The organism is Roseococcus sp. (assembly GCF_965227005.1).
Lineage (GTDB): Bacteria > Pseudomonadota > Alphaproteobacteria > Acetobacterales > Acetobacteraceae > Roseococcus.
On sequence record NZ_CBDDFJ010000017.1, the window covers coordinates 1 to 25691 of the forward strand.

Genomic DNA, 25691 nt, shown 5'->3' on the forward strand with positions numbered 1-25691 from the left:
TCGATCGGCAGTTCGCGGCGCGGCAGGATCACGGGGGTGTAGAGCGCCTGGCGGAAGGCGGCCGCCTCGCCCGAGACGAGCGAGAGCCGGATGCCGGTCCAGTCCGCGCCGCTGCGGTTCTCCACCACGGCCCAGCCCATCAGCCGCGCGCGGCCGTCCGAGGCGCCGAATTCGGGGATGGCGAGCCGCCAGGAAGGCTTCCACAGCGGCGCCCCGGCCACATAGGCGAGCGCGATCTCGCGCTCGGCGCTGGCGCCCGGACGCAGCGCGACCGAGAGCTGGCGGGTATCGGCCGCGCGGGTGGCGGCGACGGCCTCGGCCGCGCGGGCGATGCGCCCGGCGAGCTCGGGATCGAGCAGGCGCAGCTCCGCATCCTCGGCCAGCATCAGGCTGCGCAGCCCCGTCTCCGTGAGCAGCGACACGCGCAACCCCCCGCGCGTCTCGGCTGCCTGGGCGATGCGGCCCTCGACGCCGCCGATGGCGATGCGCTCGCCGCGGAGCGCGTTCACCAGCGCGGCGCGGCTCTCGAAATCCTCGGGGCGAACGGGCAGGCCGCGGAAGGCCTCGGCGGCGAGGTCCTGGGCGGGCAGGCGCAGCCCCTCCACGCGCCCGGCGGGGTCGCTGACGACGAGCGAACGAAGGATGTCGTCCACATCCTCGGTCGGGACGCGGAAGGAGAGGGCGGATTCGGCGGCGGGCACCTGGCCCGCGCGCTCGATCTGCGCGAGGCCGGCGGAGGAGAGGGTGACGCTGCGCACCGGCAGCTCGGCGGCGGAGAGCGAGGTCGTCGCGAGCAGAAGCAGCGCGAGCGGGAGGCGGATCATGACGGCGTTCTCCGGTTCGATGGGGGGATCATGGCAAACTTCCGGGCAGGAATGCGGCGCCGATGGCCGGCTCGGATGCGGCAAGCCGACCGGCATCGCGGATTGACCCTGCCTTTGCCCCGTGATGCCCTCGGCGCAAGAGAATCCGGCTGGCACAGAGGAAACGCGGCATGGCTATCATCAAGAACCTGGCGAAGCAGCGCCTGAACGAGGGCAAGCTCTCGATCGGCATGGGCGTGCACCATCTGCGCGGCTCGGCCGTGGGGGCGCTCGGCGCCGCGGCGGGCTTCGACTGGCTCTTCATCGACCTCGAGCACAATGCGATGAGCGTGGAGGGCGCCGCGCAGATCAGCATGGCCGCGCTGAACCAGGGCTGCACGCCGATCGTGCGCTGCTGCAAGGACGCGCTCTTCGAGGGCGGGCGCTGCCTCGACAATGGCGCGATGGGCGTCGTGGTGCCGCATGTGGATACGGCCGACGAGGCGCGCGCGATCGTGCAGGCCTATCGCTTCCCGCCGCTGGGGCAGCGCAGCTGGGGCGGCCCGCCGATCCTCTACGGCTTCGCCGCGCCCGAGATGACGACGGCGCAGAGGGAGATCAATGAGGAGATCCTCGTCGTCTGCATGCTGGAATCCGAGCAGTCCATCGACAATTGCGAGGCCATGGCGGCCGTCGAGGGCGTGGACGTGCTGCTGTTCGGCACCGGCGATCTCTCGGCCGACATGGGCATCTTCGGCCAGGTCGGCCATCCGCGCATCCGCGCGGCCTATGAGAAGGTCGCGGCCGCCTGCAAGAAGCACGGCAAGGTGATGGGCATGGGCGGCGTCTACGACGAGGTCGTCGCGCGGGACTACATCGCCATGGGCGCGAGATTCGTCCTCGGCGGTTCCGACCACTCCTTCCTGATGTCCGGCGCCTCGGCGCGCGCGAAGTTCCTGCGCGGCCTGGCCTGACGCCGTCTCCGGTGCCGTCCCCGCGGGGGGACGGCACGCCTGTCCGGCCGCCGCCGTTTTCGTTACAAATGCGAGGCTGTCGCAATTGACCTTGCGAACGCGTCGCAGTTGCCTTAGGCATGCCTCCTGACGCCAGACTCAGAGGGTTGCATGCAACGACGGATTCTTCTCGCCGGCTCCGCCGCCGGTCTTTTCGCGCCGGCCGTGCTCCGCGCGCAGGAGCGTACCGTCAGCATCTATTCCGCCCGGCACTACGACAGCGACAAGCAGATCCACGAGGCCTTCACCCAGGCCAGCGGCATCCGCATCCGCATCATCGAGGCCGGGGCCGATCAGCTCATCGAGCGCATCCGCGCCGAGGGCGCCAATAGCCCCGCCGACATCTTCCTGACCGTGGATGCGAGCCGGCTGGCCCGCGCCATGGAGGCCGGGATCACCCAGCCCTACGCCTCCGCCGTGATCGACAGCCGCATTCCCGAGGGCCTGCGCGAGCCGGGCGGCCATTGGTTCGCCGCCTCGCGCCGGGCCCGCGTGCTCATGTACGACAAGGCAAAGGGCGCGCCCGCCGGCCTCGTGCGCTACGAGGACCTCGCGAACGATCGCTACAAGGGGCAGATCACCGTCCGCTCCTCGGGCAATGGCTATAACGTCGCCCTGGCCTCCAGCTTCCTGGCCGCCAATGGAGCCGAGGCGACCGAGGCCTGGGCGCGCGGCATCGCCGCCAACCTGGCCCGCCCGCCCGCCGGCGGCGACCGCGACCAGATCCGCGCCATGATGGCCGGGCAGGGGGCGATCGCCGTCTCCAACACCTACTACCTCGGGCTGATGTCGATCTCGCAGCAGATCGAGGAGCGCGAGCTGGCGCAGCGCGTCGGCGTGATCTTCCCCAACCAGGGCGATCGCGGCACCCATGTGAACATCTCGGGCGCGGCGCTGGTGAAGACCTCTCCGCATCCCGCCGAGGCGCGCGCCTTCCTCGAATTCCTCACCACGCCGGCCGCGCAGCGCATCTTCGCCCTCGGCAATATGGAATTCCCGGCCGCCACCGAGGCCGAGACGCATCCCTTCCTGCTGGCCCTGGGCGACTTCCGCCAGGAATCGCCGGACGGCCAGAAGTTGCTCGCCAATGCCCCCGAGGCGCTTCGCCTCATGCAGCGCGCCGGCTGGCGCTAAGGGAGCCGGTTCCAGATCATGGTCATCTGCCTGTGCAACGGCATGAGCGACGGCGACGTCCGCACCGCCGCCTCCAACGGCGCCACGCGCCCCAAGGAAGTCTACGAAGGCTGCGGCTGCAATCCCCAATGCGGGTGCTGCACGGCCACTATCCTGAGCATTCTCCGTGAGATGCCGGGCGATAAGGCGCGCGCCTGATCACCTCTGCGAATTCGACGCAGTATCGACAAGAACTTGCGAACGAGTTTCAGTCGGATTCGCGATTAAGTTGTTTTTTTACAGGTACTTGATTTTAGCCCTCCGCTTGTGACATCACGTCGGTACACAAGCCGGAGCGAGCCATCATGCCCAAGGGCGATCCCAAGGTCATCGAGCACCTGAACATCCAGCTCACCAATGAGCTGACCGCCATCAACCAGTACTTCCTGCACGCGCGCATGCTGGACGATTGGGGCGTGACGAAGCTCGCCAAGCACGAGATGGCGGAGAGCATCGAGGAGATGAAGCACGCCGACGAGCTCATCAAGCGCATCCTCTATCTCAACGGCCTGCCGAACGTGCAGCGCCTGAACCACATCCTGATCGGGCAGAATGTGAAGGAGGTGCTGGAATGCGACCTCAAGCTCGAGATGAAGGCCATCGACGACCTTCGCGAGGGCATCGCCTATTCCGAGGGCGTGCGCGACTATGTGAGCCGCGACCTGCTGAAGGGCATCCTCGCCAATGAGGAGGAACACCAGGACTTCCTCGAGACGCAGTTCGACATGATCGAGCAGATGGGCGTGGCGAACTACATCCAGCTCAACAGCGCCGCAGCGCCCGAGCAGCACGACAAGTAAGGCCCATGATGTAGCGCGAGGGGGTAGCCCCTCGCGCTACGTCCTCATCGCCCGCGCGAGCACGCCCACCGGCAGCAGACCCACCACCAGGATGAGCAGCGCCGAGGTGCTGGCCTCCGACAGCCGTTCATCCGCCGCGAGGTTGTAGATCCGCACGGCGAGGGTATCGAAGTCGAAGGGCCGCACGATGAGCGTGGCCGGCAGTTCCTTCATCGTATCCACGAAGACCAGGATTCCCGCCGTGAGCAGCGCGCCGCGGGACAGCGGCAGTTCGACGCGCCACACCGCCCGCGCGGGGCCGGCGCCGAGCGAGCGCGCGGCCGCCTGGAAGGACGGCTTCAGCCGCGCCAGACCGCTATCGACCGCGGCCAGACCGACCGCCAGGAAGCGCACGAGATAGGCGAAGACCAACGCCGCCACCGTGCCCGAGAGCAGCAGGCCCGAGCTCACGCCCCAATGGGCGCGCAGCCAGCCATCCAGCGCATTGTCGAAGAGGCCGAAGGGCACGAGCGTGCCCACGGCGATCACCGATCCGGGGATGGCATAGCCCAGCCCCACGACGCGATGGGCCAGGCGGCCCGGCGCGCTGGGATGCAGGCGCAGGGCCCAGGCGAGCCACGCGGCCAGGGCGGTCGCCAGCACGGCGGTGATCGCGGCCAGCGTCAGGGAATTGGCGAGGAAGGGCAGGAAGCGGCTCGGCTCCATCACGTCGCCGGCCCGCCAGGCCAGGGAGAGCATGGTGCCTGCCGGGATCAGGAAGCCCAAAGTGAGCGGCAGGGCGCAGGCCAGCAGGGCGAGCGCGGCCTTGCCCGGCGGCAGCGCGACGGGCCGCACCGGGGACTGGCGCGTCGTCATCGGGTGGAAGCGCCGCCCGCCGCGGCTCGCCTGCTCCAGAGCCAGCAGCAGCCCCACGCAGAGCAGCAGCGCGGCCGCGAGCTGCGAGGCCGCACCACGATCGGCCATGGCGAACCAGGCCTCGTAGATGCCGGTGGTGAAGGTGCGCAGGCCGAAATGCTGGACCGTGCCGAAATCGGCCAGGACCTCCATCAGCACCAGCGCCACGCCCGCCGCCAGGGCCGGCCGCGCGAGCGGCAGCGCCACGTGCCAGAAGGTGCGCGACAGCGAATAGCCGAGCGTGCGGGACACCTCCACGAGGCAGGTGGATTGCGCCAGGAAGGCCGCGCGGCACAGCAGATAGACGTAAGGGTACAGCACCATCGCCAGCACCACGGCGGCGCCGGTCAGGCCGCGCATCTCCGGGAACCAGTAGCCGCCGTAGCGCCAGCCCGTGGCGGCGCGCAGGCCGCTTTGCAGCGGGCCGGCGACATCCATCAGCCAGACCCAGGCATAGCCGTTCACATAGGCCGGCATGGCCAGCGGCAGGAGCAGCGCCCATTGCAGGATGTCCCGGCCGGGAAAGCGGCAGGCCGTCACCAGCCAGGCCGTGATCGCGCCCGCGCTGCCGGCCATGAGCGCGACCAGAACGCCAAGGATCAGCGTATTGGCGAGAAGCTCCGGCAGCGAGGTCTGCCAGATGTGCCGCCAGACCTCGCTCGCCGGCACCATCGCCGCGACGAGCACGGCGACGAGCGGCAGGGCGATCAGCAGGATCGCCGGCCAGGTCAGCCACACCCACAGCGGCACGCGGCGGCGCGGCGCCGCGAGGTTCGCCGCGCTCAAGGCCTCAGCCCTTCTTCTTCGCGTCCCATTCCGCGACGTCGAGGCGCGGCACCTCCACGCGGTCGCGCGTGGTCGTGTACCAGCCGCGGCCATGCAGGCGGCCCACGAGGTCGAGCTTGGGCGTGTCGATATAGTTCTTCGCGGGGTCCATCACCGCTTCGTCACGGATATGCATCGCCACGACCTTGCCGAGCACGATGGTGTGATGCCCCACGGGGATGAGCTGGAAGGTCTCGCATTCCATTGCGACCGGGCTCTCGCCGATGCGCGGCACCTTGATCTTGGTGGAGGCGACCTTGGTGAGGCCGGCTTCGTCCAGCTCGTCCACCAGCGGGTCGAAATCGATCGCGGTCGCGTTCATCGCATCGAGATGCGAGTGCGGCACCAGGCAGACGACGAACTGCTTGAGCGCCTTGATATTGGCCAGCGTGTCCTTGAAGCTTCCGCCCGGCTTGGGGCCGATGCCGATGCCGATCACCACGGGGTCGTCGGTGAAGACGTTGAAGAAGGAGAACGGCGCGGCGTTCACCACGCCTGCCTCGTCCTGGCTCACCACCCAGGCCACGGGGCGCGGCACCACCGTCGAGACGACGAGCTTGTAGCGCTGGGACGCGGGGAGCGTCTCGAAATCGAAGAACATGGAACTGGCCTCAAGGTGTGTGGCCCAAAATTGGGCTGGGCCGCAGGAAGAGTCGAGGGGGTGCGCCGTTCACCGGGCTTTAACCGGATGCGGCCGAGACTGGTCCCGAAGAGGAGATCGGGTCCCCATGCAATTCTTCCGTGATCTGTCGGTCGGGCGAAAGCTGGCCACGAGTGTCGGTGTCGCCGTGCTGCTGCTGGCGGCGCTGATCCTGCTCGTGACGCGCGAGAGCGGCCATGTGCATGAGCAGCAGGAGGCCGAGCACCGCGCGGTGGCCGCCCGCAACGCCGCCGACGAGGCGCAGCGGCTCCTTGGCGATGCCTATAGCTCGCAGCGCGGTGTCCTTCTCGCCAATGACGCGCCCCGCCTGGAGCGCGAGGCGAGCGCGATGCGCGGCCACCTCGACCGCGCCGCCGTCGCGCTGCAGGCCGTGCGGCGCGAGGCCAGCAGGCCCGAGCTCGTCCAATCGCTCGATGCGCTGGAGGCGGAGGTCGCGAATTTCCGCACGGCCATGAGCGACACGGCGGCCGCCCGGGGCGAGCTCCTGACGAAGCGCGACCAGGACTTCTTCCCGCGCTTCCCCGAATTCGACCAGGCGCTGGAGGCGGCGACGGCCAATCTTCAGTTCGCCCAAAGCGCAAGCGCGCGCGACGAGACGCGCGACGTGATGGCCACTTACACGGCCTCGGTGAACGAGGTGCGGCTGGGGATCCAGCGCTATCTCGCGACCGACGACGCCACCGTCGCCGAAAGGGTGCGGCGCGCAGCGGCCCAGGGGCGCGTCCATGCCCGGCGGCTGGCCTCGATCGCCCCCGATGAGGTGAAGCAGGATATGGCGCGCCTCACCGCGGCCGGCCTGCGCATCTCCGGCGAGGCGGAGGCCCTGATGGGCATCGCCACGGGGATCATGGAGATCCGCATGAGCCGCACCGCCCCGCTGCGCGAGAGCATGATGGCCACCTTCGCCGCCGTGACGCGGACCCTGGCGGCGGATGCGCAGGAACGCGCCGAATCCGCGGCGGCGGCCATGAGCGCGCTGGAGCGCAGCGTCTGGATCATCGGCGCCGTGGTGGCCGTCATCCAGATCCTGTCGGGCGCGCTGACGGCGCGGGCCATCGGCACGCCGCTGCGCCGCATCGCCCTGGCCGTCCGCCGCATCGCCGCCGGCGAGACGGCCGAACCGGTGCCCGACCGCAACCGCCGCGACGAGATCGGCCAGATCGCCATGGCGCTGGAGGAACTGCGCGGCGGCGTCGAGAAGGCCTTCGGGCAGCAGCAGATGCTGGAGCAGATGCCCCTCGGCGTGATGATGGCCGACCCGAAGGACGACTTCCGCATCCGCTACATGAACCCCGAAGGCGGGCGGCTGATGGGGCTGATCGAGACGGGCCTGCCCGTGAAGGCCGGCGAGATCCTGGGCCAGAGCGCCGATATCTTCCATGCCCGGCCCGGCCCTCAGCGCGAGATCATGGCCGATGCCAGGCGCCTGCCGCACCGCTCGCGCCTGGTCATCGGCGGGGAGGTGATGGACCTCAACATCACCGCCATCCGCGACCGTGCGGGCGAATATCTGGCGCCGATGCTGGTCTGGACCCTCGCCACCGCGCAGTCGCGCTTGGCCGACAATTTCGAGCGCGAGATCGGCGGCGTGGTGGATGCGGTCGCCACCTCGGCGGGACAGATGCAGGCCTCGGCCAATATGCTCAGCGGCTCGGCCGCGACCTCGGGGCGTGAGGCGGAGGCGGTGGCCGAGGCTTCGGGTCGCGCGGAGGCCGATGTGCAGGCGGTGGCCGCCAGCGCGGAGGAACTCGCCGCCAGTGTGGCCGAGATCACTCGCCAGGTGGCGGAGGGCGCCCAGGTCGCGCGGGCGGCGGCCGATGAGGCGCGGGCGACGGACGGCACGGTGCAGGGCCTGGCCCAGGCCGCGAGCCGGATCGGCGACGTGGTGCGGCTGATCAGCGACATCGCGGGGCAGACCAACCTTCTCGCGCTCAACGCCACCATCGAGGCCGCGCGCGCCGGCGAGGCGGGCAAGGGCTTCGCCGTCGTGGCGAGCGAGGTGAAGAACCTTGCCGCGCAGACCGCCAAGGCCACGGAGGAGATCGCGGCCCAGATCGGCGGCATCCAGGGCACGACGGAGCAGGCGGTCACCGCCCTGCGCTCCATCAGCGTCACCATCGAGCGGATGAACGAGGTGACGACCGCGATCGCGGCCGCGGTGGAGGAGCAGGGCGCCGCGACGCGCGAGATCGCCCGCAGCGCAGCCTTGGTGGCTGAGGGCACGGGGGCCGTCACGCGCCGCATCCACGATGTGCGCGGCGCTTCCGGCGAGACCGGGCGCTCGGCCGGCGAGGTGCTGGAGGCCTCGAACGACCTGGCGCGCCAGGCCGGCGTCCTGCGCGAGAAGGCGGGCGATTTCCTGAAACAGGTGCGGGCGCAGTGACGCCTGCTCCCCGGGAGCGCGTCAGTCGCGAAGGGCGCGGGGCGCGCTCACCGAGCAGCGCAGCCGCGCCATGTCCCTCAACAGGGTTGCCACCTCGATATGGCGCGGCGTGCCGGGCGCGAATTCTCCGGCGCGGATGCGCGCGGCAAGGCCCGCCGCATCGCCCGCCAGGGCCGAGAGGCGCGCCTCGATCGGAGCGGGATCGGCCGCGATCTCCCGCGCGGCGATGGCCATGGCATTGGCCGCCATCCGCGCCTCGTAATGGAGATGCGCGGGCAAAGCCGGCAGCAGCTTCTGCAGCAGCGCCTCGCGCGCGGTGGCGAGGAGGTCGGCGGCGTCAGGGGCTTCCAGCATCGAGGGCCTCCACCTGGCGCAGGATGTCCAGTTCCAGCTCGGGGATGATATGCGCGGTCAGCGCCAGTTCCAGCCCGCGCTCCTGGCCGGAGAGATGGCGCGCGCCCTGGTCGGCGGCGATGACGGCCCAGCGCAGGCTGGCGGCCAACTCCCAGAAGGGCAGGCGGGATGGATCGGCGCCGGGGCCATACCCCTCCAGCAGCGCCCCACGCGGGCCGAGTCCGCCGGCCTCCAGCGCGAGATTGCCGAAGCGCCAGCAGGGTGCGCAGAGCCAGCCCAGATCGGCATGCGGATCGCCCCAGGCGGCGAATTCCCAATCGAGCACGGCGGTGATGGCGTGGTCCTGGACCATCAGGTTCCCGGTGCGGAAATCATTGTGGCAGAGGACGGGTGGCAGCGGGGGCAGCGGGTTCCGCTCCAGCGCGGAAAGGCCCCATTCCAGGATGGGGCGCGGCGTACCGGCGGCGTCCAGACGCTCGCGCATGGCGCGGACGAATTCCACGCCGGCATCGGCCGGGGGCTCGCCAAGAAAGGCGAGATCCCCGCGCGGTGGGGCGATGCTGTGGATCCGCGCCATCTCACGGCCGGCGTGGCGAACCAGCGCCGCGTCGCCCCCCTCGGCCGCGGCCTGTCTGGCAAGGCGGAAAGCCGTCGCGGTGCCGGCCACGCGCCGCATCACGAAGAAGGGCGCGCCGATCACGCCACGGTCCTCGCAGCAGAAGAGTGGCTCGGGTACTGTCACCCCCGCCGCATAGGCCGCGCGCAGCAGCGCGTATTCCTCCGTGCGGGACAGCGAGACGGCGAGCGTGGCGGCATTGTCCGTCCGCAGCACCCATTCCTCGGCCGCGCCGCCGCGCGTGACGGCAATCGCCCAGTTCTGCTGGATCGCGCCGCCCGAGAGCAGCGCGGCCTCGCCGATCTCGACCGGAGCGCCGGCCGCTTCCGAGAGCCAGGCGTTCAGCGCCGCGCGGCGGGTCTCATCCATGATGGCCCCAGGCGAAGAACTCGCCGCCCTCGCGGCGCAGGAAATTCGCCAGCACCATGCGGTGCACCTCGGATGCGCCGTCCACCAGCCGCGCCTGGCGCGCGTAGCGGTACATCCACTCGATGGGCGTGTCCTTGGAATAGCCGCGCGCGCCCAGCAGCTGGAGCGCGGTGTCGGCGGCCTTATGCAGCGCATCGGCGGCGACGATCTTCGCCATGCTCACTTCCTTGCGCGCGAAGTCGCCCTGGTCGAGCTTCCAGGCCGCGCGCATGGTCAGCAGGCGGCTGATGTCGAGCTGCATCGCGGCCTCGCCCACCATCATCTGGATGCTCTCCCGGTCAGCGAGCTTCACGCCGAAGGTCGAGCGTTCCTCGGTGCGCGCCATGGCGATCTCGAGCGCGCGGCGCCCCATGCCGGTCCAGCGCATGCAATGGGTGAGGCGTGCGGGGCCGAGGCGGATCTGCGTCAGCTTCAGCCCATCGCCCACGCCCATCAGGCGGTTCTCATCGGGGATCTCCAGCCCGTCGAAGCTGATCTCGCAATGGCCCCCATGCTCTTCGGGACCCATGATCGGGATACGGCGCTCGATCTTCCAGCCGGGCGTGTCGGCGTGGAAGAGGAAGGCGGTGAGGCCCTTGCGCGGATCGTCGCTGGTCTTGGCCATCAGGATGAAGTGCTTGGATTCGCCCGCGCCCGTGATGAACCACTTGCGCCCCTGGATGCGCCAGCGGTCGTTCCCGACGCGCTCGGCGGTCGTGTAGGTCATCCCCGGGTCGGAGCCCGCGCCCTCGGGCTCGGTCATGGCGAAGCTGGACTGCACCTCGCCGCGCACGACCGGCATCATCCACCAGTCCTTCTGGTCCTGCCGGGCGACCTTGTTCATCACCATCATATTGCCGTCGTCCGGCGCGGCGGAGTTGAAGCAGACGGGGCCGAAGATGGAGCGGTTCATCTCCTCGTAGCAGGCCGCCATGCCGGTGAAGGGCAGGCCCTGGCCGCCGATCTCCTCCGGCAGTTGCAGGCACCACAATCCGGCGGCCTTCACCTCGGCCCGCAGCATCTTCAGCAGCGCGGGGGAGATATTCTCATGCTCGTCGTAACTGGCGCGGTCGGCCTCGAGCGGGATCAGCCGGTCGTTCACGAAGGCGCGCACGGCCTGGCGCTTGGCTTCGCTCTTGAGGTCGAGGGTGAAGTCCATGAGAAAATGCTTTCAGATCGCGTTGATCGAATGGCCGCCATCGACCGTGAGGACCGAGCCCGTCATATGCGCTCCGGCCGCCGAGGCGAGCAGCAGCAGCGCGCCGTCGAGGTCCTCCGGCTTGCCCAGCCGGCGCTGAGGGACACGGCGGATCATGGCCTGTCCCGCCTCCGAGGCGAAGAACTCGGCATTGAGATCGGAGGCGATATAGCCCGGCGCGATGGCGTTCACGCGGATGGAATGGCGCGCCAGCTCCACGGCCATCTGCCGCGTAAGCTGAAGCAATCCCGCCTTGGCGGCGGTGTATCCCGCCACGCCCGGCATCACGCGCAGGCCGAGGATGGAGGCGATGTTGACGATGGACCCGCCCGACTTCGCCGCGACCATGCGCCTGGCCGCCGCCTGGCCGACGAGGAAGGCGCCGCGCAGATTGATGTCGAGCACGCCGTCCCAATCCCCGGCCGTCTGGTCGAGGAAGCCGCGCGTCGCCGCGATGCCGGCATTGTTGACCAGGATGTCGCAGACCGGCCCGGCATCGAGCGCGGCGGCGATGCTCGCCTCGTCCCGCACGTCGAGGCGCACGGCGCGTGCGCGCGGGCCCAGCTCGGCGGCGAGCGCCTCGCAAGCCTCCAGACGGCGCGCGGCCAGCACGACCTCGGCGCCCGCCTTGTGCAGCGTGCGGGCGAAATGGCCGCCGAGCAGGCCGGAGGCCCCAGTGATGAAGGCTCTGCGGCCCTCCAGTGAAAACACGCTATTTCCTCCCGCGATGCGGTCGCGCGAGGATCACGGGCAGGGGGCCGATGGTCAACCCGGCGCGATGCGCGCCACGATCGGCGTCCAGCGCGCGATCTCCTCGGCGATATGGCGGCGGGCCGCATCGGCGCTGGGATCGGGCCAGGTCTCGACATTGACCAGGCGCAGCCGTTCCCGAACGGCGGGGTCGGCCAGGGCGGCGAGGGTCGCCTCGGCGACCGCGCGCTGCGCCGGGGCCGGCGCGCCGGGGCGCGAGAACAGCACCTGCCACGCCGTGAGGGCGTAGCCGGGCAGGACGCTCGCGATCGGCGGCAGGCCAGGCAGCAGCGCCGAGGGCGTGGCGGAGGAGACGGCGATTGGGCGCAGCCGCCCGTCGCGGATCAGCGGCATCATCATGGTCGGGCTGTCGATGGTGAGGTTCATCCGCCCCGCGACCAGGTCCTGCACGGCATTGGCGGCGGCCCGATAGGGCACGATGGTGAAACTGGTACCCGAGAGCTGCTTGAAGAGCTCGCCGGCGAGGTGGTTGGTCGCGCCGGGGTTGGACGAGCCGAAATTCGCCTGATCGCCGCGCGCGCGCAGCCAGGCGATCAGGCTGGGCAGGTCGTTGGCCGGAACGTCGGGATGGACCGCCAGCACGAAGGGCTGCTGCCCCACCAGCGCCAGGGGGGTGAAGTCCGTCACCGGGTCATAGGGGAAATTCGGATAGACCGCCTTCATCACCGGGTGGTTGTTGGTGCCGATATAGATCACCGAGCCGTCATTGGCCGCGCGATGGAAGGCGGCCGCACCCACAGTGCTGCCGGCGCCGGGCACGTTCTCGGGCACCACCGGCTGGCCGAGGCGGGGCTGAATGCCGTCCGCGATCACGCGGCCCACGATATCCGTCACACCCGCGACGCCGACTGGGATGATCAGGCGCAGCGGACGGGTGAAGACCTGGGCGCGCGCGGGGCGGGTCGCGGCGAAGGGCAGGAGCGCGCCGCCGGCGATGGCATGTCGACGAAACATATAAGGACCTCTCTTGGCGTCAGGCTGAGCCTGCGCCACGATGCAAGCCATGCGCCAGATCCGATTGCAAGAGCCTTTCCGGGCCGTCTTCTACGCTCCCTTCTACGCGACGCTCGCGCGCGATGCTTATAAGGATCAGGGCGTGGAGGTGGAGCTGATCTCCGGCACGCAGCCCTCGCTCGCCAAGGATTCCGTTCTGGAGGGGCGGGCGCATCTCGCCTGGGGCGGCCCGATGCGCATCCTGCTCGCGCATGACGCCGATCCTGCCTCGCCGCTGCGCAATTTCGGCGCGGCGATCCTGGGCGATCCCTTCTTCCTCGTCGGACGCGTGCCGCGCCCGGATTTCAGGCTGACCGACCTCGCGACGCTGACCCTCGGCACGGTCAGCGAGGTACCGACGCCCTGGTGGACCCTGCAGGACGACATCCGCCGCGCCGGCCTCGCGCCCGAGAGCGTGACGCGCGTGACCGACCGGTCGATGGTGGCGAATGCCGTCGCGGTCGCCGAGGGCCAACTGGACGTCGCCCAGCTCTTCGAGCCCTTCATCAGCCAGATGGAGCGCGACGGCACCGGCCATGTCTGGCACGCCGCCGCCTCGCGCGGGCCGACCTCCTACACGACCTTCTATTCGAGCGTGCAAAACATCGCCGAATACGCGCCCGAGTTCCGCGCCATGATCCGCGCGCTCGCCGCGACGCAGCGCTGGTTCCTGGCCGCGACGGCGGAGGAGATCGTGGCGACCATCGCCGATTTCTTCCCCGGGATGGACCCGGCGCTCCTCGCCCGGTGCATCGCCCGCTACCGCGATCTGGGCATCTGGACCGCCACGCCGCATTTCCCGGCGGAGCCCTTCGAGCGGCTGCAATCCTCCATGTTCAGCGGGGGCGCCATCTCGCGCGAACCGGGCTATGATCATTGCGTGGACGACGCGATCACGGTCGCGGCGCTGCAGGAGAACTGACCGGCGCAACAAGCGCGGGCAAGGGAGAGAAGCGATGGCGAGCACCATGTTCGACCGCATCTGGGACAGCCGGGTCATCGCCGATCTCGGCGAGGGCTGGTCGCTGCTCTACCTCGACCGGCTGCTGGTGCACGATCTCAGCGGCGGGCGCGCCATGCGCGAGCTGGCCGAGAAGGGCCGCCGCGTGGCCGAGCCCGGCAAGGTCTTCGCCGTGCCGGACCACGCGCTGTCCAGCGCGCCGGGGCGCACCGAGCACAGTTATCCCAAGGGGGCGAAGCTGCTCGCCTCGCTGCGCGAGCGCGCCGCCTATGAGGGCGTGCGGATCTTCGACATCGGCACGCCGGGCAACGGCATCGTCCATGTCGTCGCGCCCGAGCAGGGCATCGTGCTGCCGGGCCTGACCCTGGCCTGCGGCGACAGTCACACCTGCACCAATGGCGGCGTGGGCGCGATGGCCTTCGGCATCGGCTCCAGCGAGCTCGTGCACGCGCTGGCGACCCAGACCCTGCCGCAACGCCGCCCCGGCACCTTCCGCATCCGTTACGAGGGCGCGCGCCCGGCGGGCGTGACCGCCAAGGACATGATCCTCGCCGCCATCGGCCGTTTCGGCGCGGCGGCGGGCACGGGCATGGCGATGGAATATGCCGGCAGCGCGGTGCGGGCGATGAGCGTCGAGGAGCGGCTGACGCTGTGCAACCTCTCCATCGAGATGGGCGCGAAGACGGGCATGGTCGCGCCCGACGACACCACCTTCGAATATCTGGCGGGACGCCCCTTCGCGCCGAAGGGCGCGGCCTGGGACGCCGCCATGGCCGACTGGCGCCGCGTGCCCTCCGATCCCGATGCGCGCTTCACCCGCGACGAGGTGATCGACATGGCCGAGCTCGTGCCGCAGATCACCTGGGGCACCAGTCCCGAGATGGTCGCCGCCGTCACCGGCCATGTCCCCACCCTCGAGGACACCGTCCCCAGCCGCCGCGCCGGGCTGGAAGCGGCCCTGCGCTACATGGGGCTGGAGCCGGGCCAGAAGCTCGCCGGCACCAAGGTCGACTGGGTGTTCATCGGCAGCTGCACCAATTCGCGCCTCTCCGACCTGCGCGCCGCCGCCGAGGTCATCAAGGGTCGCAGCAAGGCCGAGCATGTCACCGCCTGGGTCGTGCCCGGCAGCGAGCGGGTAAAGGCCGAGGCCGAGGCGGAAGGTCTGCACCACCGCTTCACCGAGGCCGGCTTCGAATGGCGCGAACCGGGATGCGCCCTTTGCGTCGCTGCCAATGGCGAAACCGTGCCGGAAGGCGCGCGCTGCGTTTCCACCTCCAACCGCAACTTCGTGGGCCGGCAGGGCACGGGCGCGCGCACGCACCTGGCCTCGCCCGCCATGGCCGCCGCCGCCGCCCTGGCCGGCGCCATCGTCGATGTCAGGAGCTATTGAGATGCAGGCGTTCCGCACCGTCGAAGGCACGGCCATCCCTCTCATGGAGGCGAATGTCGACACCGACGTCATCATCCCGATCCAGCGCCTCGTGGGTTCGGGCCGCGAGGGGCTCGGCGAATTCGCCTTCGAGCGCCGGCGCTATTTGCCGGACGGTCGCGACAATCCCGAATTCATCCCCAATGCCGAGCCTTATAAGGACAGCCCCATCCTGCTCGCCGCCGAGAACTTCGGCTGCGGCTCCTCGCGCGAGGGGGCGGTCTGGGCGCTGATGGGGATGGGCGTGCGCTGCGTCATCGCGCCGAGCTTCGGCGACATCTTCTTCTCGAACTGCTTCCAGAACGGCCTGCTGCCGGTGCGGCTGCCGATCGAGGCCATCCGCCGCATCGCCGAGCAGACGGAGGAGGCGCCTGGCAATGCCCGCACCACCGTCGACCTGGAGCGCCGCGTGGTCATCACCCCGCGCGGCGAGGCCATTCCCTTCAGCGTGGACGAGCGAAAGCGCGAGGCGATGCTCGACGGGCTCGACGACATCGCGCTGACCATGAAGCACGCCGAGGCCATCGCGGCCTGGCGGGAGAAGGATAAGGCCCGGCACGGCTGGGCCTGGGACAGCGTGGCCTGAAAGCCTAGTCCGCGGCGCCCAGGATCACGGAGACGTTCTGACCGCCGAAGCCGAAGGAGTTCGACAGCGCGGCGCGGAACCGGTGCGGACGCGAGACCGGGATCGTGTCGAGCCCGAGCTCGGGGTCCACATCCTCCTGGTTGATCGTGGGCGGCAGCGCCTGCTCGCGCAGCGCCAGCAGGCAGATCGCGGCCTCGATGGCCCCGGCGGCCGAGAGCGTGTGCCCGATCATCGATTTGGTGGAGCTGATGGGCGGTGGCGTCTCGCCGAAGAGCATGCGCACCGCCTGCGCCTCCATCTTGTCGTTCTCCGGCGTGGAGGTGCCGTGGGCGTTGATATAGCCGATGTCCGAGGGCGCGAGCCCCGCATCGTCCAGCGCGCGCTGCATGCAGCGGACGATGGCTGAACCATCCGGCGTGGAGCGGGTGCGATGGAAGGTATCGGCGGCCTCGCCCGCGCCCAGCACATAGCCGAGAATGGTGGCGCCGCGCTCCAGCGCATGCGCCTCCTCCTCCAGGATCAGCGCGCCCGCGCCGTCGCCCATGACGAAACCGTCGCGCGTCAGGCTGAAGGGGCGCGAGGCGGCCTGGGGGTCGTCATTGCGGGTGGAGAGCGCCTGGAGCAGGCCGAAGCGGATCAGCGTCTCGGGCTGGAGGCTGGCATCGGCGCCGGCCGCGATGACCTTGCGCGTCTCGCCACGGCGAATGGCCTCGATCGCCAGCTGGATGGCCGAGCCGCCCGAGGCGCAGGCGGTGGTGACGACCTGGGGCACGCCCGTCGTGCCGAAGCGCTCCGCCAGCCGCGCGGAGGCGCCGCCGAAGAGAAATTCCTCGTAGAACGGCAGGGAGCCCGGCGCCTTGGCCAGCAGCTCGGGATAGGTGTCCGCGTCCATGGCGCTGCGCTGCGGCCATTCGATCTCGACCGGCGGCATGCCGATGGCGAGCGGGCCGCCGAAGGGCGCCTGCAGGCCGGACTGCGCCAGCGCCTCGGCGATGGCGAGCCTCGCCAGGCGCTCGACGCGCGCGGCGGTGGTGAAGTTGCGCTCCTCGTCCTCGGGGAAGTCCACGCAGGCGGCGATGGTGGCGCGCATGCCCGTGGTGTCGAAGCGGGTGATGTGGCGGATGCCGGAGGTGCCGGCGGCCAGCGCGGCCCAATTGGTCCCGGCGCCCGAGCCGAGCGCGGTGACGAGGCCGATGCCGGTGACGGCGATCCTCATTGGGGAGTCTCCAGCAGGGCCACGGCCTCGCCGCGCCATTGCCCCGTGCCGGTGACCAGCACCTGGGGCGCGCCCGCCTGGATGGCCAGGGCCGCGAGCGCGATCCCGGCGGGGAACGCGGCCTCGACGGAATGGCCGATGAGGTCGGCCGAGAAGAGGTCCGGCGCGGCGCCGAGCGCGGCCAGCTCATCGCGCGTGGGGGCGGCGGCCCCCGTGGCCGTGGAGATGACGAGGCAGCCCGCACGGCGCTCCGGCAGTCCGGCGAGCAGCGCGGCGAGCCGGGCGGGGCGCGACGGGGCGGGCCCCTGGTCGGTCGCGATATGGGAAAGGATGGCGAGCGGCGCGGCGGCCTTGTCCGCCGGCTCCAGCGTCAGGAAGGCGGCGGCGCTGCCGAAGACCATGGCCTGACGCTGGGGCAGGGGCGTCCAGGGGCCGGCATGCAGCTCGCCGCCCAGGGCGTAGAGCAGAAGCTGGTCCATCCGCTCGCCGGCGAAGGCGGCGCCGACCAGGCCGAGCTCCGAGCTGCCGGCCGCGATGCGCGCGGCGAGGATGCGGATGGCCTCGGCCCCGGCAATCTCCTCGCCCAGCAAGGTGCGCGAGGAGCCGGCCACGTTGTGCGAGATGGAGATGGAGCCGGCCAGCAGGTTGGACAGCTGCGCCAGGAAGAGCGTCGGCCGCAGACCGTCCATCAGCATGCGGTGGCGCCCGGCCTCGTCGGGTTTCGCGGCGAGGATCTGCTCGTCGAGCGCGGTGTCGCGCTCGCCGCCGCCCGCGGCCACCACGAGATCCATTTCGGCCACGCGCTCGCGCAGCCCGGCATCGTCGATGGCGAGGCCGGCCGCATAGACGCCCAGGCGCTGCCAGGTCTCCATCTGCCGGAACTCGCGGCGCGGGATGGCCTTGTCGAAGGGCAGGGGCACCAGCGGGTGCACGGGATGGGGCGCGAAGCGCGTCTCGTCCAGCACGGGCGGCGCGCCTTTCAGCAGCGCGGCATGCGCGGCGCGGCCCTCGCCCTGGGAGGAGGCGAGGCCGAGGCCGGTGATGGCAACGGCGCGCTTCATGCCGAAAGCCCGATCGTGGCGGCACGGGCGCGGACGCCGGCTTCGAGCTCGGGGCTGGGGAAGGCCATGGTGCGCAGGGTCAGCTCGGCTTCGGCCACGCGGGTGTTTCCTTCGGCGAGCGTGCCCTTGAGCACGGCATAGCCCGATCCGTCATGCACGAGCTCGGCCGTCACGGTGAGCAGGGCGCCGGGCTTCACCATGCCGCGCAGCTTGGCCTCGCCGACCTTGGCGAGCAGCGCCATGCGGGTGAAGCCGCTGCGGGCGAGCATCAGCCAGCCGCAGGCCTGGGCCATGGTCTCGACCATCAGCACGCCGGGCATGAGGGGGAAGCCGGGAAAATGCCCCTCGAAGACGGGGCTCGCCTCCGGGACATGGGCCTCGGCCACCAGGCGCTCCTCCTCGCGGGAGAGCACCCGGTCGATCATCTCGAAATATTCCAGGCGCAAGGGTCGGGCCTGCCAATTCTCAGCTTTGTTTCGCCGCCACGAGTTCCTCGATGCGCTCGGCGAGGGGGCCCATGACGAAGAAGTGCTCGGCCGGGGCCTTGCCGCTGTTCACCTGCTCGGTCCAGGCTTCGACCGGGACCTTGATGCCGAAGCGCTTGTCGATCTCGAAGACGATGTCGAGGAAATCGAGGCTGTCGATGCCGAGGTCATTGATGACATGGGCATCGGGCGTGATCTTGGCCCGGTCCACATTGGCCGTCTCCGAGATGATATCGGCGATGGTCTCGAAGGTTTCAGGCGCGGCCGGGCTCATGGCGGCGGACTCCGGGTGGTGGGACAGGGTGGCAGGGTTTGACGCGGATGGGCCGCGCTGTCCAGCCGGGCGGATGGCGCGGTTCCTCCGGAATTTATCCTGGACCAGCCCATGCCTGTCATATAGCTATATAGCTATGGAGCGATATCCGACCTCTTCGTTGCAGGACGCCAACCGGCTCGATCTTGTTTTCGGCGCCCTCGCAGACCCGACGCGGCGCGCCATCCTGAGCCGCCTCGCGGAAGGGGAAGCGACGGTGAACCAGCTCGTCGCGCCGTTCCGCCTGAGCCAGCCGGCCATCTCCAAGCATCTCAAGGTGCTGGAGAACGCCGGCCTGGTCTCGCGCGGGCGGGAGGCGCAGTTCCGCCCCGTCCGCCTGGCCGCCGCCCCGCTCGCCGCGGCGGGACAATGGATCGGCGGCTACCGCCAGTTCTGGGAGGTGAGCCTGGATCGCCTCGACGGTGTGGTTCAGGACATGAAAAGCGAGGAGGACGACCATGGCTGAGGATCTTGGCTTCACCATCACCCGAGATTTCGACGCGCCGGCGCGGCGGCTGTTCCGGGCCTGCAGCCAGCCGGAGTTTCTCCGGCGCTGGTTCGGGCCCGTGGGCTGGCCCTTGACCTTGTGCGAGGTGGATTTCCGCGTGGGCGGCCGCTGGCGCTTCGCGATGACGGGGCCGAGCGGCCTGCAGAACACGCCCTTTGGTGGCGTCTATCTGGAGATCGTGCCGGATGCGCGCATCGTCTTCGACAACACCTTCGAGGCGCCCGGGGCCGAGACCATGGTCATGACCTTCACCTTCGACGAGGCGGCGGGCCGCACGCGCCTGACACATCACACGCTCTTCGCCTCCCTTGGGATGAAGAAGCTTCATCTGGATGGCGGTTTCGAGGTCGGGACCAACTCCGCTTTCGACCAGCTGGCCGAGGTGGCGCGGGGCACGGGCTAGAGGCACACTCGTCAGGCCTCTTGCGAGAGCGGCCGCGCCACGTCCTCCAGGGAGCGGCCTTCCGCCGCGAATCCCAGCTTCCACTCCGTGCCCGCCGCCAGCAGCATCAACGCCGCGCCGAGCAAATAGCCCCACATGATGTCCGTCCGCTGCCCGCCCTCGATCAGCCAGCCGAAGAGCGTCGGCCCCACCACGCCGCCCACCGCCGTGCCGAGGGCGTAGAACAGCGCGATGGCCATGGCGCGCATCTCCAGCGGGAAGCTTTCGCCCACGGTCAGATAGGCGGCCGAGGCCGCCGCCGAGGCGAAGAAGAAGATCACCGTCCAGGCCGCCGTCTGCTCCCAGGCCGAGAGCCAGCCCTGCGCGAAGGCGAAGCCGGTCAGGGCCATCAGCACCCCCGCGATCCCATAGGTCGCCGTGATCATGATCCGCCGGCCGATGCTGTCGAAGAGAGGGCCGAGCGTCAGCGGCCCCATGAGATTGCCGAGCGCGAAAGGCAGCATGAACCAGCCGATGCTCGAGGCCGCGATGCCGTAGAACTTCGTCAGCACCAGCGCGTAGGTGAAGAAGACCGCATTGTAGCAGAAGGCCTGGCAGGACATCAGCACCACGCCCAGCACCGCGCGCCGCGGATAGGTTCGGAACAAGGTGGTGGCAACCTCGGCGAGGCTGGTGTGGCTGCGCGGGGTAATGGTGAGGGGCGCGCCGTCGACGGCGGGCAGAGGACGGCCCGTGTCGCGCTCCACCCAGGCCTCGATGTCGCCGACGATCTTCTCAGCCTCCTCCCGGCGACCATGGGTCATGAGCCAGCGCGGGCTTTCGGGGATCCAGCGGCGCAGGAACAGCACGCTGAGCGACAGCAGCCCGCCGATGCCGAAGGCCAGGCGCCAGCCGAGCTCGGGATCGATCACCACCGGATCGAGCAGCACCACCGAGGAGAGCGCGCCGATCGCCGCCCCGCCCCAGAAGGTGCCATTCACCGCGAGGTCGGTGGTGCCGCGCTTGCGGGCGGGGATCAGCTCCTGGATGGCGGAGTTCACCGCGGAATATTCGCCGCCGATGCCCGCGCCGGTGAAGAAGCGGAAGATGGCGAAGGACCAGAAGTCCCAGGAAAAGCCCGTCGCGATGGTCGCGGTCAGATAGACCAGCACCGTGAGCGTGAAGAGCTTCTTGCGCCCCAGCCGGTCGGCCAGCCAGCCGAAGAGCAGCGCGCCGAACACCGCGCCGAGCAGATAGGCCGAGGCCGTGAGGCCGACCTGGGTCGCGGTGAGGCGCAGGCTCGGCGAATTGTGGATCGCCCCGGCGAGCGAGCCCACCAGCGTGACCTCCAGCCCGTCCAGGATCCAGGTGATGCCCAGCGCCACGACGACCAGCCAGTGGAAACGGCTCCAGGGCAGGCGGTCCAGGCGCTGGGGGATGTGGGTGGTGAAGGTGGCGGGCATCTTGGTGCAGAAGCCCGCCAGGGCCGGAAGGTTGCGCTCAGAAGCGCTCGGGCCGGTAGGGCGCGGGGTCCACGAAGGGCTTCTCGCCGGTCATCATCTCGGCGACCAGGCGACCGGTGCTCGGCCCCAGCGTCAGGCCCTGGTGGCCGTGGCCGAAGGCGCACCAGACGCTCGAATGCTGCGGCAGCGGGCCGATGACGGGCAGCATGTCCGGCATGCAGGGGCGCACGCCCAGCCAGGGCTTGTCCTCCACGCGATCGGCCAAGGGCAGGAGCTTGCGCGCCACGGGCTCGGCGCGCGCGATCTGCACCGGGGTCGGCCCGGCATCCGTCGCCGCGAATTCGGCGCCGGAGGTGAGGCGAACGCCGGCGCGCATCGGCATCAGCGCGAAACCGGCATCGGCGTCGATGATCGGGCGGTTCAGCACCGCATTGCCCTGCATGCCGTAGTGATAGTGGTAGCCGCGCTTGCCGAAGATCGGCGGGGTATAGCCCAGCGGCTGCGTCACCTTGCCCGCCCAGGCGCCGAGCGCGACGACGACGCGCGGAGCGCGGATCGGCCCGTCCTGGGTCTGGACCTTCCAGCCCGAGCCGGTGGGGGCGAGCGTCGTCGCATCGCCATTCACGAAGCTGCCCCCGGCCTCCAGGAAGCGCTGGAAATAGGCCAGCGTCAGCGCATGCGGGTCGGTGACCGAGAGCGGATCCGTCCAGTGCAGCGCGCCGGCGCGCTGGACCAGCAGATGCGGCTCGGCGGCGGCCAGCTCGCGACCGTTGAGCACGGCGTAGTTCACATCATGGTCGCGCTTGCCGACCTCCGCCGCCGCCGCCGCCGCGTCCAGCGCGGCCGCGTCGCGGTACATGCGCATGAAGCCGACGGGCCGCAGCAGCGCCATGGCCTCGGTGCCGCGGGCGAGCGCCAGATGCTCGTCGAGGCAGGAGCGGATCAGCGCCGCCCAGGCCAGCACCACCTCGGCATAGCGCGTGGGCTCGGAATGCCACCAGTAGCGCAGCAAGGGCGAGGCATAGCTGGGCAAGGCGAGCGGGTGGTAGGACACGTCCACCGCGTTGTTGCGCGCGATGCGCAGCAGCTCGGAGACGGAGCGGGGGAAGGCGTGGGGATAGACGGCCTCGCGCTGGATCAGCCCGCCATTGCCGAAGGAGGCGCCCTCGCCGGGACCCTGGCGGTCGACCAGCACGACATCCAAGCCCCGCCGGCGCAGATGCAGCGCCACCGAGACGCCCACCATGCCCGCACCGAGCACCATCACAGCTTCCGCCATCCCGACTTCCCCTGGGCCTCGTGCGCAAGGTCGCGCGGCCCTTTCTCCGATATGCGCGAGGGCTGGATGGGTGGCAACGCGCCTTGCGCTTGTTTCCTGCGGCGGGAGCCGCCACATCAGGCGCCGAAGAGCGCTGCCGGAGCATCCGCGGCCTCAGACAGCAAGGAGGTTGAGCAGTGGCCGAATACCGCAAGAGCCCGGAGGCGATCGCGAGCCTCACCCCCGAGCAGTACCGCGTGACGCAGCAGAGCGGCACGGAATATCCGGGCACGGGCGCATATCTCCACAACAAGGAGCCTGGCATCTACGTGGACATCGTCTCGGGCGAGCCGCTTTTCGCCTCGGCCGACAAATACGAGTCGGGCTGCGGCTGGCCGAGCTTCACCAAGCCGATCGAGCCGGCCCATGTGGCCGAGCTGCGCGACGCGACGCTGGGCATGGTCCGCATCGAGGTGCGCTCGGCCCATGGCGACAGCCATCTCGGCCACGTCTTCCCCGACGGCCCGCGCGATCGCGGCGGGCTGCGCTATTGCATCAACTCGGCCTCGCTCCGCTTCGTCCATCGCGACGACATGCAGGCCGAGGGCTATGGCGCCTATCTCGACCAGGTGGAGGAAGTCTGATGACCGAAACGGCCATTCTCGCCGGGGGCTGCTTCTGGGGCATGCAGGACCTGATCCGCCGCATGGACGGCGTGATCTCGACCCGCGTGGGCTATACGGGCGGCGATGTCCCCAACGCGACCTATCGCAACCACGGGACGCATGCCGAGGGGATCGAGATCGTCTTCGACCCCGCGCGGATCAGCTATCGCCGGCTGCTGGAATTCTTCTTCCAGATCCATGATCCTACGACCCGCAACCGCCAGGGCAACGACGTGGGCCTGAGCTACCGCTCGGCGATCTATCCGACGAGCGAGGCGCAGAAGCAGGTCGCGCTGGACACGATCGCCGATGTGGAGGCCTCGGGCCTCTGGCCGGGCAAGGTCGTGACCGAGGTGGATTCGGCCGGGCCCTTCTGGCAGGCGGAGCCGGAGCACCAGGATTACCTGGAGCGCATCCCGCACGGCTACACCTGCCACTTCATCCGGCCGGACTGGAAGCTGCCGGTCCGCGCCAGGGCGGCGGAATAGGCCGACCGGCGGCGCCGCTTCACCCGCTCAGGCAAAGCAGCCTGAGCGGGACCTGCCCTAATTCGTGCGCGCCATGGCCGGCGGGGCCGGGAGAGCGGGGGCCGGGACCGAGACAGGATCCAGGCCCGTCCGCCGGATGACCTCATGCGCCGCCGCGGAGGCGAAGAACTGAATCAGCGCATGGGCGGATTGCGGCTGCTCGGAGCGCGCCCCGATGCCGGCCGAGAAGGTCGTCACGCGCTGGATCGGGGCGGGCAGGGGGCCGACGATCTCGATCCCGGGGATGGGCAGCAATTCGCTCACCTGCTGGAAGCCGATCTCGAGCTCGCCGCGCGCCACAACGCTGCCGACGCGCTCGCTGACAACGCGGCGCGTCTTGGGCAGAACCTGGTCGGCGATGCCCAGGCGCTGCAGCAGCGCCGTCGCGAAGTAGACGCCGCTGGCGCTGGCGGAATAGCCAATGCTCTGCGCGTTCAGCATCGCCTGGCGGAATTCCTCCACCGTGCCGATGCGCGGATGCGCCGCGCCGGCGCGCACGGCCATGGCGATGCGCGATTCCACCAGATCGACCTCGCTGCCGGGACGGACCTGCCCCGCGCGGACCAGGGCATCCAGCGCGTCGCGCGCGAGGATGACGACATCGGCCGGTTCGCCGCGCGCCAGGCGCTGGGGGATGGCGTCGGGGGCATTGCCCATCGAAGCGCCATAGGCGGATTCCAGCTTGTGGCCGGTCACGGATTCAAAGAGCGGCCCGAGGATGCGGTAAGGCGCGGTGAAGGCGCCGGAGGTCATCACATGGAGCGTCGTGCCCGCGGCCCGGACGAGGCTGGGTGCGGCCAGAAGGCCGGTGGCGAAGACGAATTGGCGGCGAAGCATTTCATTCCTCCCTCATTCCGAGCCTCCTTCGTTCCGAGGGGCTCCAGCCCCTCGGAACACAGAGGGCTTTCACCCGTCGATGCGGATATTCGCGCGGCGAATGGCCTCCCGGAAGGCCGCGCGCTGGGTGGCGGCGTATTGCGCCATCGCGGCCGAACCATGGTGCTGCGGCTCCAGCCCCGCGGTGGCCATGCGCTGGCGCATCTCGGGCTCCCGCATCGCGCTGCCGATCGCCGCATCGAGCTGCTGGACGACCGGGGCAGGCATGTTTGCCGGCCCCATCAGCCCGATCCACGCGCCCGCGTCGAAATCCCCGCAGCCCGGCAGGCGGGCGAGCGGGGGAATGTCGGCCGCGAGCTCGGAGCCGTTCTTGAGCGAGATGCCGAGCGCGCGGAGCGAGCCGCTGCGGATCAGCGGGCCGGTGCCCGCCAGCGTCTCGACCGAGAAGTTCACATGCCCACCGGCCACGGCGGCCAGGGCGGGGCCGCTGCCCGCGAAGGGCACATGCACCACGTCGAGCTGCGCCAGGGCGTGGAACCAGGCGGCAATGACATGCGCCGTGGCGCCCGTGCCGGAGGAGGAGAAGCTGTACTTCCCTGGATTGGCGCGGACCAGCGCCACGAACTCCTCCGCCGTCCGCGCCGGGAAGTTGGGCGGCACCACCAGCACATAGGACGAGAGGCCGGTGATGCCGAGCCAGGTGAAGTCCTTCTCGCTGTCATAGGGCATGCGCTGCACGAGCGGCGAGGTCACGATCGGGCCGGTCGAGCCTGCCAGCAGCGTATAGCCGTCGGGCGGGGCCTTCGCGACAAGGTCGGTGCCGATCATGCCGCCCGCCCCGGCGCGGTTCTCGGCGACGAAGGGCTGGCCCATCGTCTCGGCGAGGCGCTGCATGACGATGCGGGCCGCGAGGTCGGTCGCCTGGCCCGGCGGCCAGGGGACCACGACGCGAACGGCACGCTGCGGATAGACGGCGGTCTGGGCCAAAACGGGCGCTGCGCCCAGAACGAAGGGGGCGGCCAGAAGGCCACGGCGCTGGAACATCGTTTCTCTCCATGGCGCCGGATTGTTCCCGGCGCCCTTGCGGAGGAGATTGCGGGATCGCCGG

27 protein-coding genes and 1 pseudogene are annotated in these 25691 nt (G+C 70.2%); 12 read left to right on the forward strand and 16 right to left on the reverse strand.

What is annotated here, in order from left to right; all coding sequences use genetic code 11:
• A pseudogene (locus ACO057_RS06500) lies at positions 1-824 on the reverse strand (hypothetical protein); the annotation flags it as partial.
• A gap of 170 nt (positions 825-994) precedes the next feature.
• Between ACO057_RS06500 and ACO057_RS06505 the strand changes: the two are divergent.
• The 4 genes from ACO057_RS06505 to bfr all read left to right on the forward strand — a co-directional run bounded on the left by ACO057_RS06505 (position 995) and on the right by bfr (position 3789).
• Positions 995-1777 (forward strand): HpcH/HpaI aldolase family protein, encoded by a 783-nt coding sequence (locus ACO057_RS06505; protein ID WP_421989826.1) that lies wholly within the window; start codon positions 995-997, stop codon positions 1775-1777.
• Positions 1778-1927: 150 nt separating this feature from the next.
• Entirely contained in the window at positions 1928-2950 is a 1023-nt protein-coding gene (locus tag ACO057_RS06510; protein WP_421989828.1) for an extracellular solute-binding protein, read from the forward strand.
• 18 nt (positions 2951-2968) lie between these two features.
• Positions 2969-3148: a (2Fe-2S)-binding protein gene (locus tag ACO057_RS06515; RefSeq protein WP_421989830.1), complete on the forward strand. Its 180-nt coding sequence runs from the start codon at positions 2969-2971 to the stop codon at positions 3146-3148.
• A gap of 146 nt (positions 3149-3294) precedes the next feature.
• A complete protein-coding gene (gene bfr / locus ACO057_RS06520) occupies positions 3295-3789 on the forward strand; it encodes a bacterioferritin (RefSeq protein ID WP_421989832.1) in 495 nt (164 codons plus the stop codon).
• 36 nt (positions 3790-3825) lie between these two features.
• Here bfr and ACO057_RS06525 read toward each other — a convergent pair whose 3' ends face one another.
• Positions 3826-5469 carry an ABC transporter permease gene (locus tag ACO057_RS06525; RefSeq protein WP_421989834.1) on the reverse strand — a complete coding sequence of 548 codons (1644 nt, stop codon included), beginning with the start codon at positions 5467-5469 and terminating at the stop codon, positions 3826-3828.
• A 4-nt stretch (positions 5470-5473) separates the two neighbouring features.
• Positions 5474-6109: a flavin reductase family protein gene (locus tag ACO057_RS06530; protein WP_421989836.1), complete on the reverse strand. Its 636-nt coding sequence runs from the start codon at positions 6107-6109 to the stop codon at positions 5474-5476.
• A gap of 127 nt (positions 6110-6236) precedes the next feature.
• Between ACO057_RS06530 and ACO057_RS06535 the strand changes: the two genes are divergently transcribed.
• Positions 6237-8552 (forward strand): methyl-accepting chemotaxis protein, encoded by a 2316-nt coding sequence (locus tag ACO057_RS06535; protein ID WP_421989838.1) that lies wholly within the window; start codon positions 6237-6239, stop codon positions 8550-8552.
• A gap of 21 nt (positions 8553-8573) precedes the next feature.
• Here ACO057_RS06535 and ACO057_RS06540 read toward each other — a convergent pair whose 3' ends face one another.
• The 5 genes from ACO057_RS06540 to ACO057_RS06560 are packed head-to-tail and all read right to left on the reverse strand — an operon-like array spanning position 8574 to position 12853.
• Positions 8574-8906, reverse strand: a complete 333-nt coding sequence (locus ACO057_RS06540) for a DUF6285 domain-containing protein (RefSeq protein ID WP_421989840.1) — start codon at positions 8904-8906, stop codon at positions 8574-8576.
• Positions 8890-9891, reverse strand: a complete 1002-nt coding sequence (locus ACO057_RS06545; protein ID WP_421989842.1) for a phosphotransferase family protein — start codon at positions 9889-9891, stop codon at positions 8890-8892. Before ACO057_RS06545 ends, ACO057_RS06540 begins: the two co-directional genes overlap by 17 nt.
• Complete coding sequence (locus tag ACO057_RS06550) at positions 9884-11089, reverse strand: acyl-CoA dehydrogenase family protein (RefSeq protein WP_421989844.1); 1206 nt, start codon at positions 11087-11089, stop codon at positions 9884-9886. The genes ACO057_RS06545 and ACO057_RS06550 overlap by 8 nt, the downstream gene beginning before the upstream one ends.
• Before the next feature lie 12 nt (positions 11090-11101).
• Positions 11102-11839 carry an SDR family NAD(P)-dependent oxidoreductase gene (locus ACO057_RS06555; protein WP_421989846.1) on the reverse strand — a complete coding sequence of 246 codons (738 nt, stop codon included), beginning with the start codon at positions 11837-11839 and terminating at the stop codon, positions 11102-11104.
• Positions 11840-11893: 54 nt separating this feature from the next.
• Complete coding sequence (locus tag ACO057_RS06560) at positions 11894-12853, reverse strand: Bug family tripartite tricarboxylate transporter substrate binding protein (RefSeq protein WP_421989848.1); 960 nt, start codon at positions 12851-12853, stop codon at positions 11894-11896.
• 49 nt (positions 12854-12902) lie between these two features.
• On the opposite strand from ACO057_RS06560, the gene ACO057_RS06565 reads away from it, so the two are divergent.
• From ACO057_RS06565 to leuD, 3 genes are read left to right on the forward strand one after another with little or no spacing between them, the layout of a single operon-like run.
• Entirely contained in the window at positions 12903-13814 is a 912-nt protein-coding gene (locus ACO057_RS06565) for an ABC transporter substrate-binding protein (RefSeq protein WP_421989850.1), read from the forward strand.
• 34 nt (positions 13815-13848) lie between these two features.
• Positions 13849-15243 carry a 3-isopropylmalate dehydratase large subunit gene (gene leuC, locus ACO057_RS06570; protein ID WP_421989852.1) on the forward strand — a complete coding sequence of 465 codons (1395 nt, stop codon included), beginning with the start codon at positions 13849-13851 and terminating at the stop codon, positions 15241-15243.
• A 1-nt stretch (position 15244) separates the two neighbouring features.
• Positions 15245-15868 carry a 3-isopropylmalate dehydratase small subunit gene (gene leuD / locus ACO057_RS06575; protein WP_421989854.1) on the forward strand — a complete coding sequence of 208 codons (624 nt, stop codon included), beginning with the start codon at positions 15245-15247 and terminating at the stop codon, positions 15866-15868.
• 4 nt (positions 15869-15872) lie between these two features.
• Here leuD and ACO057_RS06580 read toward each other — a convergent pair whose 3' ends face one another.
• Genes ACO057_RS06580 through ACO057_RS06595 form a run of 4 tightly spaced genes read right to left on the reverse strand, consistent with a single transcriptional unit; the run spans position 15873 to position 18904 of the window.
• On the reverse strand, positions 15873-17084 hold the full coding sequence (locus ACO057_RS06580; protein WP_421989856.1) for a beta-ketoacyl synthase N-terminal-like domain-containing protein: 1212 nt from the start codon (positions 17082-17084) through the stop codon (positions 15873-15875).
• Entirely contained in the window at positions 17081-18145 is a 1065-nt protein-coding gene (locus ACO057_RS06585; protein ID WP_421989858.1) for a beta-ketoacyl-ACP synthase, read from the reverse strand. The genes ACO057_RS06580 and ACO057_RS06585 overlap by 4 nt, the downstream gene beginning before the upstream one ends.
• The gene (locus tag ACO057_RS06590) at positions 18142-18591 is read right to left on the reverse strand and encodes a 3-hydroxyacyl-ACP dehydratase FabZ family protein (protein ID WP_421989860.1); all 450 of its coding nucleotides are present in this window, start codon (positions 18589-18591) and stop codon (positions 18142-18144) included. Before ACO057_RS06590 ends, ACO057_RS06585 begins: the two co-directional genes overlap by 4 nt.
• A 19-nt stretch (positions 18592-18610) precedes the next feature.
• On the reverse strand, positions 18611-18904 hold the full coding sequence (locus ACO057_RS06595; protein ID WP_421989862.1) for an acyl carrier protein: 294 nt from the start codon (positions 18902-18904) through the stop codon (positions 18611-18613).
• Positions 18905-19040: 136 nt separating this feature from the next.
• On the opposite strand from ACO057_RS06595, the gene ACO057_RS06600 reads away from it, so the two are divergent.
• Both ACO057_RS06600 and ACO057_RS06605 read left to right on the forward strand, forming a co-directional pair.
• On the forward strand, positions 19041-19409 hold the full coding sequence (locus tag ACO057_RS06600; protein WP_421989864.1) for an ArsR/SmtB family transcription factor: 369 nt from the start codon (positions 19041-19043) through the stop codon (positions 19407-19409).
• Entirely contained in the window at positions 19402-19854 is a 453-nt protein-coding gene (locus ACO057_RS06605) for an SRPBCC domain-containing protein (protein WP_421989866.1), read from the forward strand. The genes ACO057_RS06600 and ACO057_RS06605 overlap by 8 nt, the downstream gene beginning before the upstream one ends.
• Before the next feature lie 11 nt (positions 19855-19865).
• On the opposite strand, the gene ACO057_RS06610 is transcribed toward ACO057_RS06605, so the two are convergent.
• Together ACO057_RS06610 and ACO057_RS06615 are read right to left on the reverse strand one after the other, a co-directional pair.
• Positions 19866-21296: an MFS transporter gene (locus tag ACO057_RS06610; RefSeq protein WP_421989868.1), complete on the reverse strand. Its 1431-nt coding sequence runs from the start codon at positions 21294-21296 to the stop codon at positions 19866-19868.
• 37 nt (positions 21297-21333) lie between these two features.
• Positions 21334-22575 carry an NAD(P)/FAD-dependent oxidoreductase gene (locus tag ACO057_RS06615; protein WP_421989870.1) on the reverse strand — a complete coding sequence of 414 codons (1242 nt, stop codon included), beginning with the start codon at positions 22573-22575 and terminating at the stop codon, positions 21334-21336.
• Positions 22576-22751: 176 nt separating this feature from the next.
• Here ACO057_RS06615 and msrB point away from each other — a divergent pair, with 176 nt between their 5' ends.
• Together msrB and msrA are read left to right on the forward strand one after the other, a co-directional pair.
• Positions 22752-23198: a peptide-methionine (R)-S-oxide reductase MsrB gene (gene msrB / locus ACO057_RS06620; RefSeq protein ID WP_421989872.1), complete on the forward strand. Its 447-nt coding sequence runs from the start codon at positions 22752-22754 to the stop codon at positions 23196-23198.
• Entirely contained in the window at positions 23198-23707 is a 510-nt protein-coding gene (gene msrA / locus ACO057_RS06625) for a peptide-methionine (S)-S-oxide reductase MsrA (protein ID WP_421989874.1), read from the forward strand. The genes msrB and msrA overlap by 1 nt, the downstream gene beginning before the upstream one ends.
• A 57-nt stretch (positions 23708-23764) precedes the next feature.
• Here the strand turns inward: msrA and ACO057_RS06630 are convergent, their stop codons facing one another.
• Both ACO057_RS06630 and ACO057_RS06635 read right to left on the reverse strand, forming a co-directional pair.
• The gene (locus ACO057_RS06630) at positions 23765-24583 is read right to left on the reverse strand and encodes a molybdate ABC transporter substrate-binding protein (RefSeq protein WP_421989876.1); all 819 of its coding nucleotides are present in this window, start codon (positions 24581-24583) and stop codon (positions 23765-23767) included.
• A 69-nt stretch (positions 24584-24652) separates the two neighbouring features.
• A complete protein-coding gene (locus tag ACO057_RS06635; protein ID WP_421989878.1) occupies positions 24653-25627 on the reverse strand; it encodes a Bug family tripartite tricarboxylate transporter substrate binding protein in 975 nt (324 codons plus the stop codon).
• Between the last annotated feature and the right edge of the window lie 64 nt (positions 25628-25691).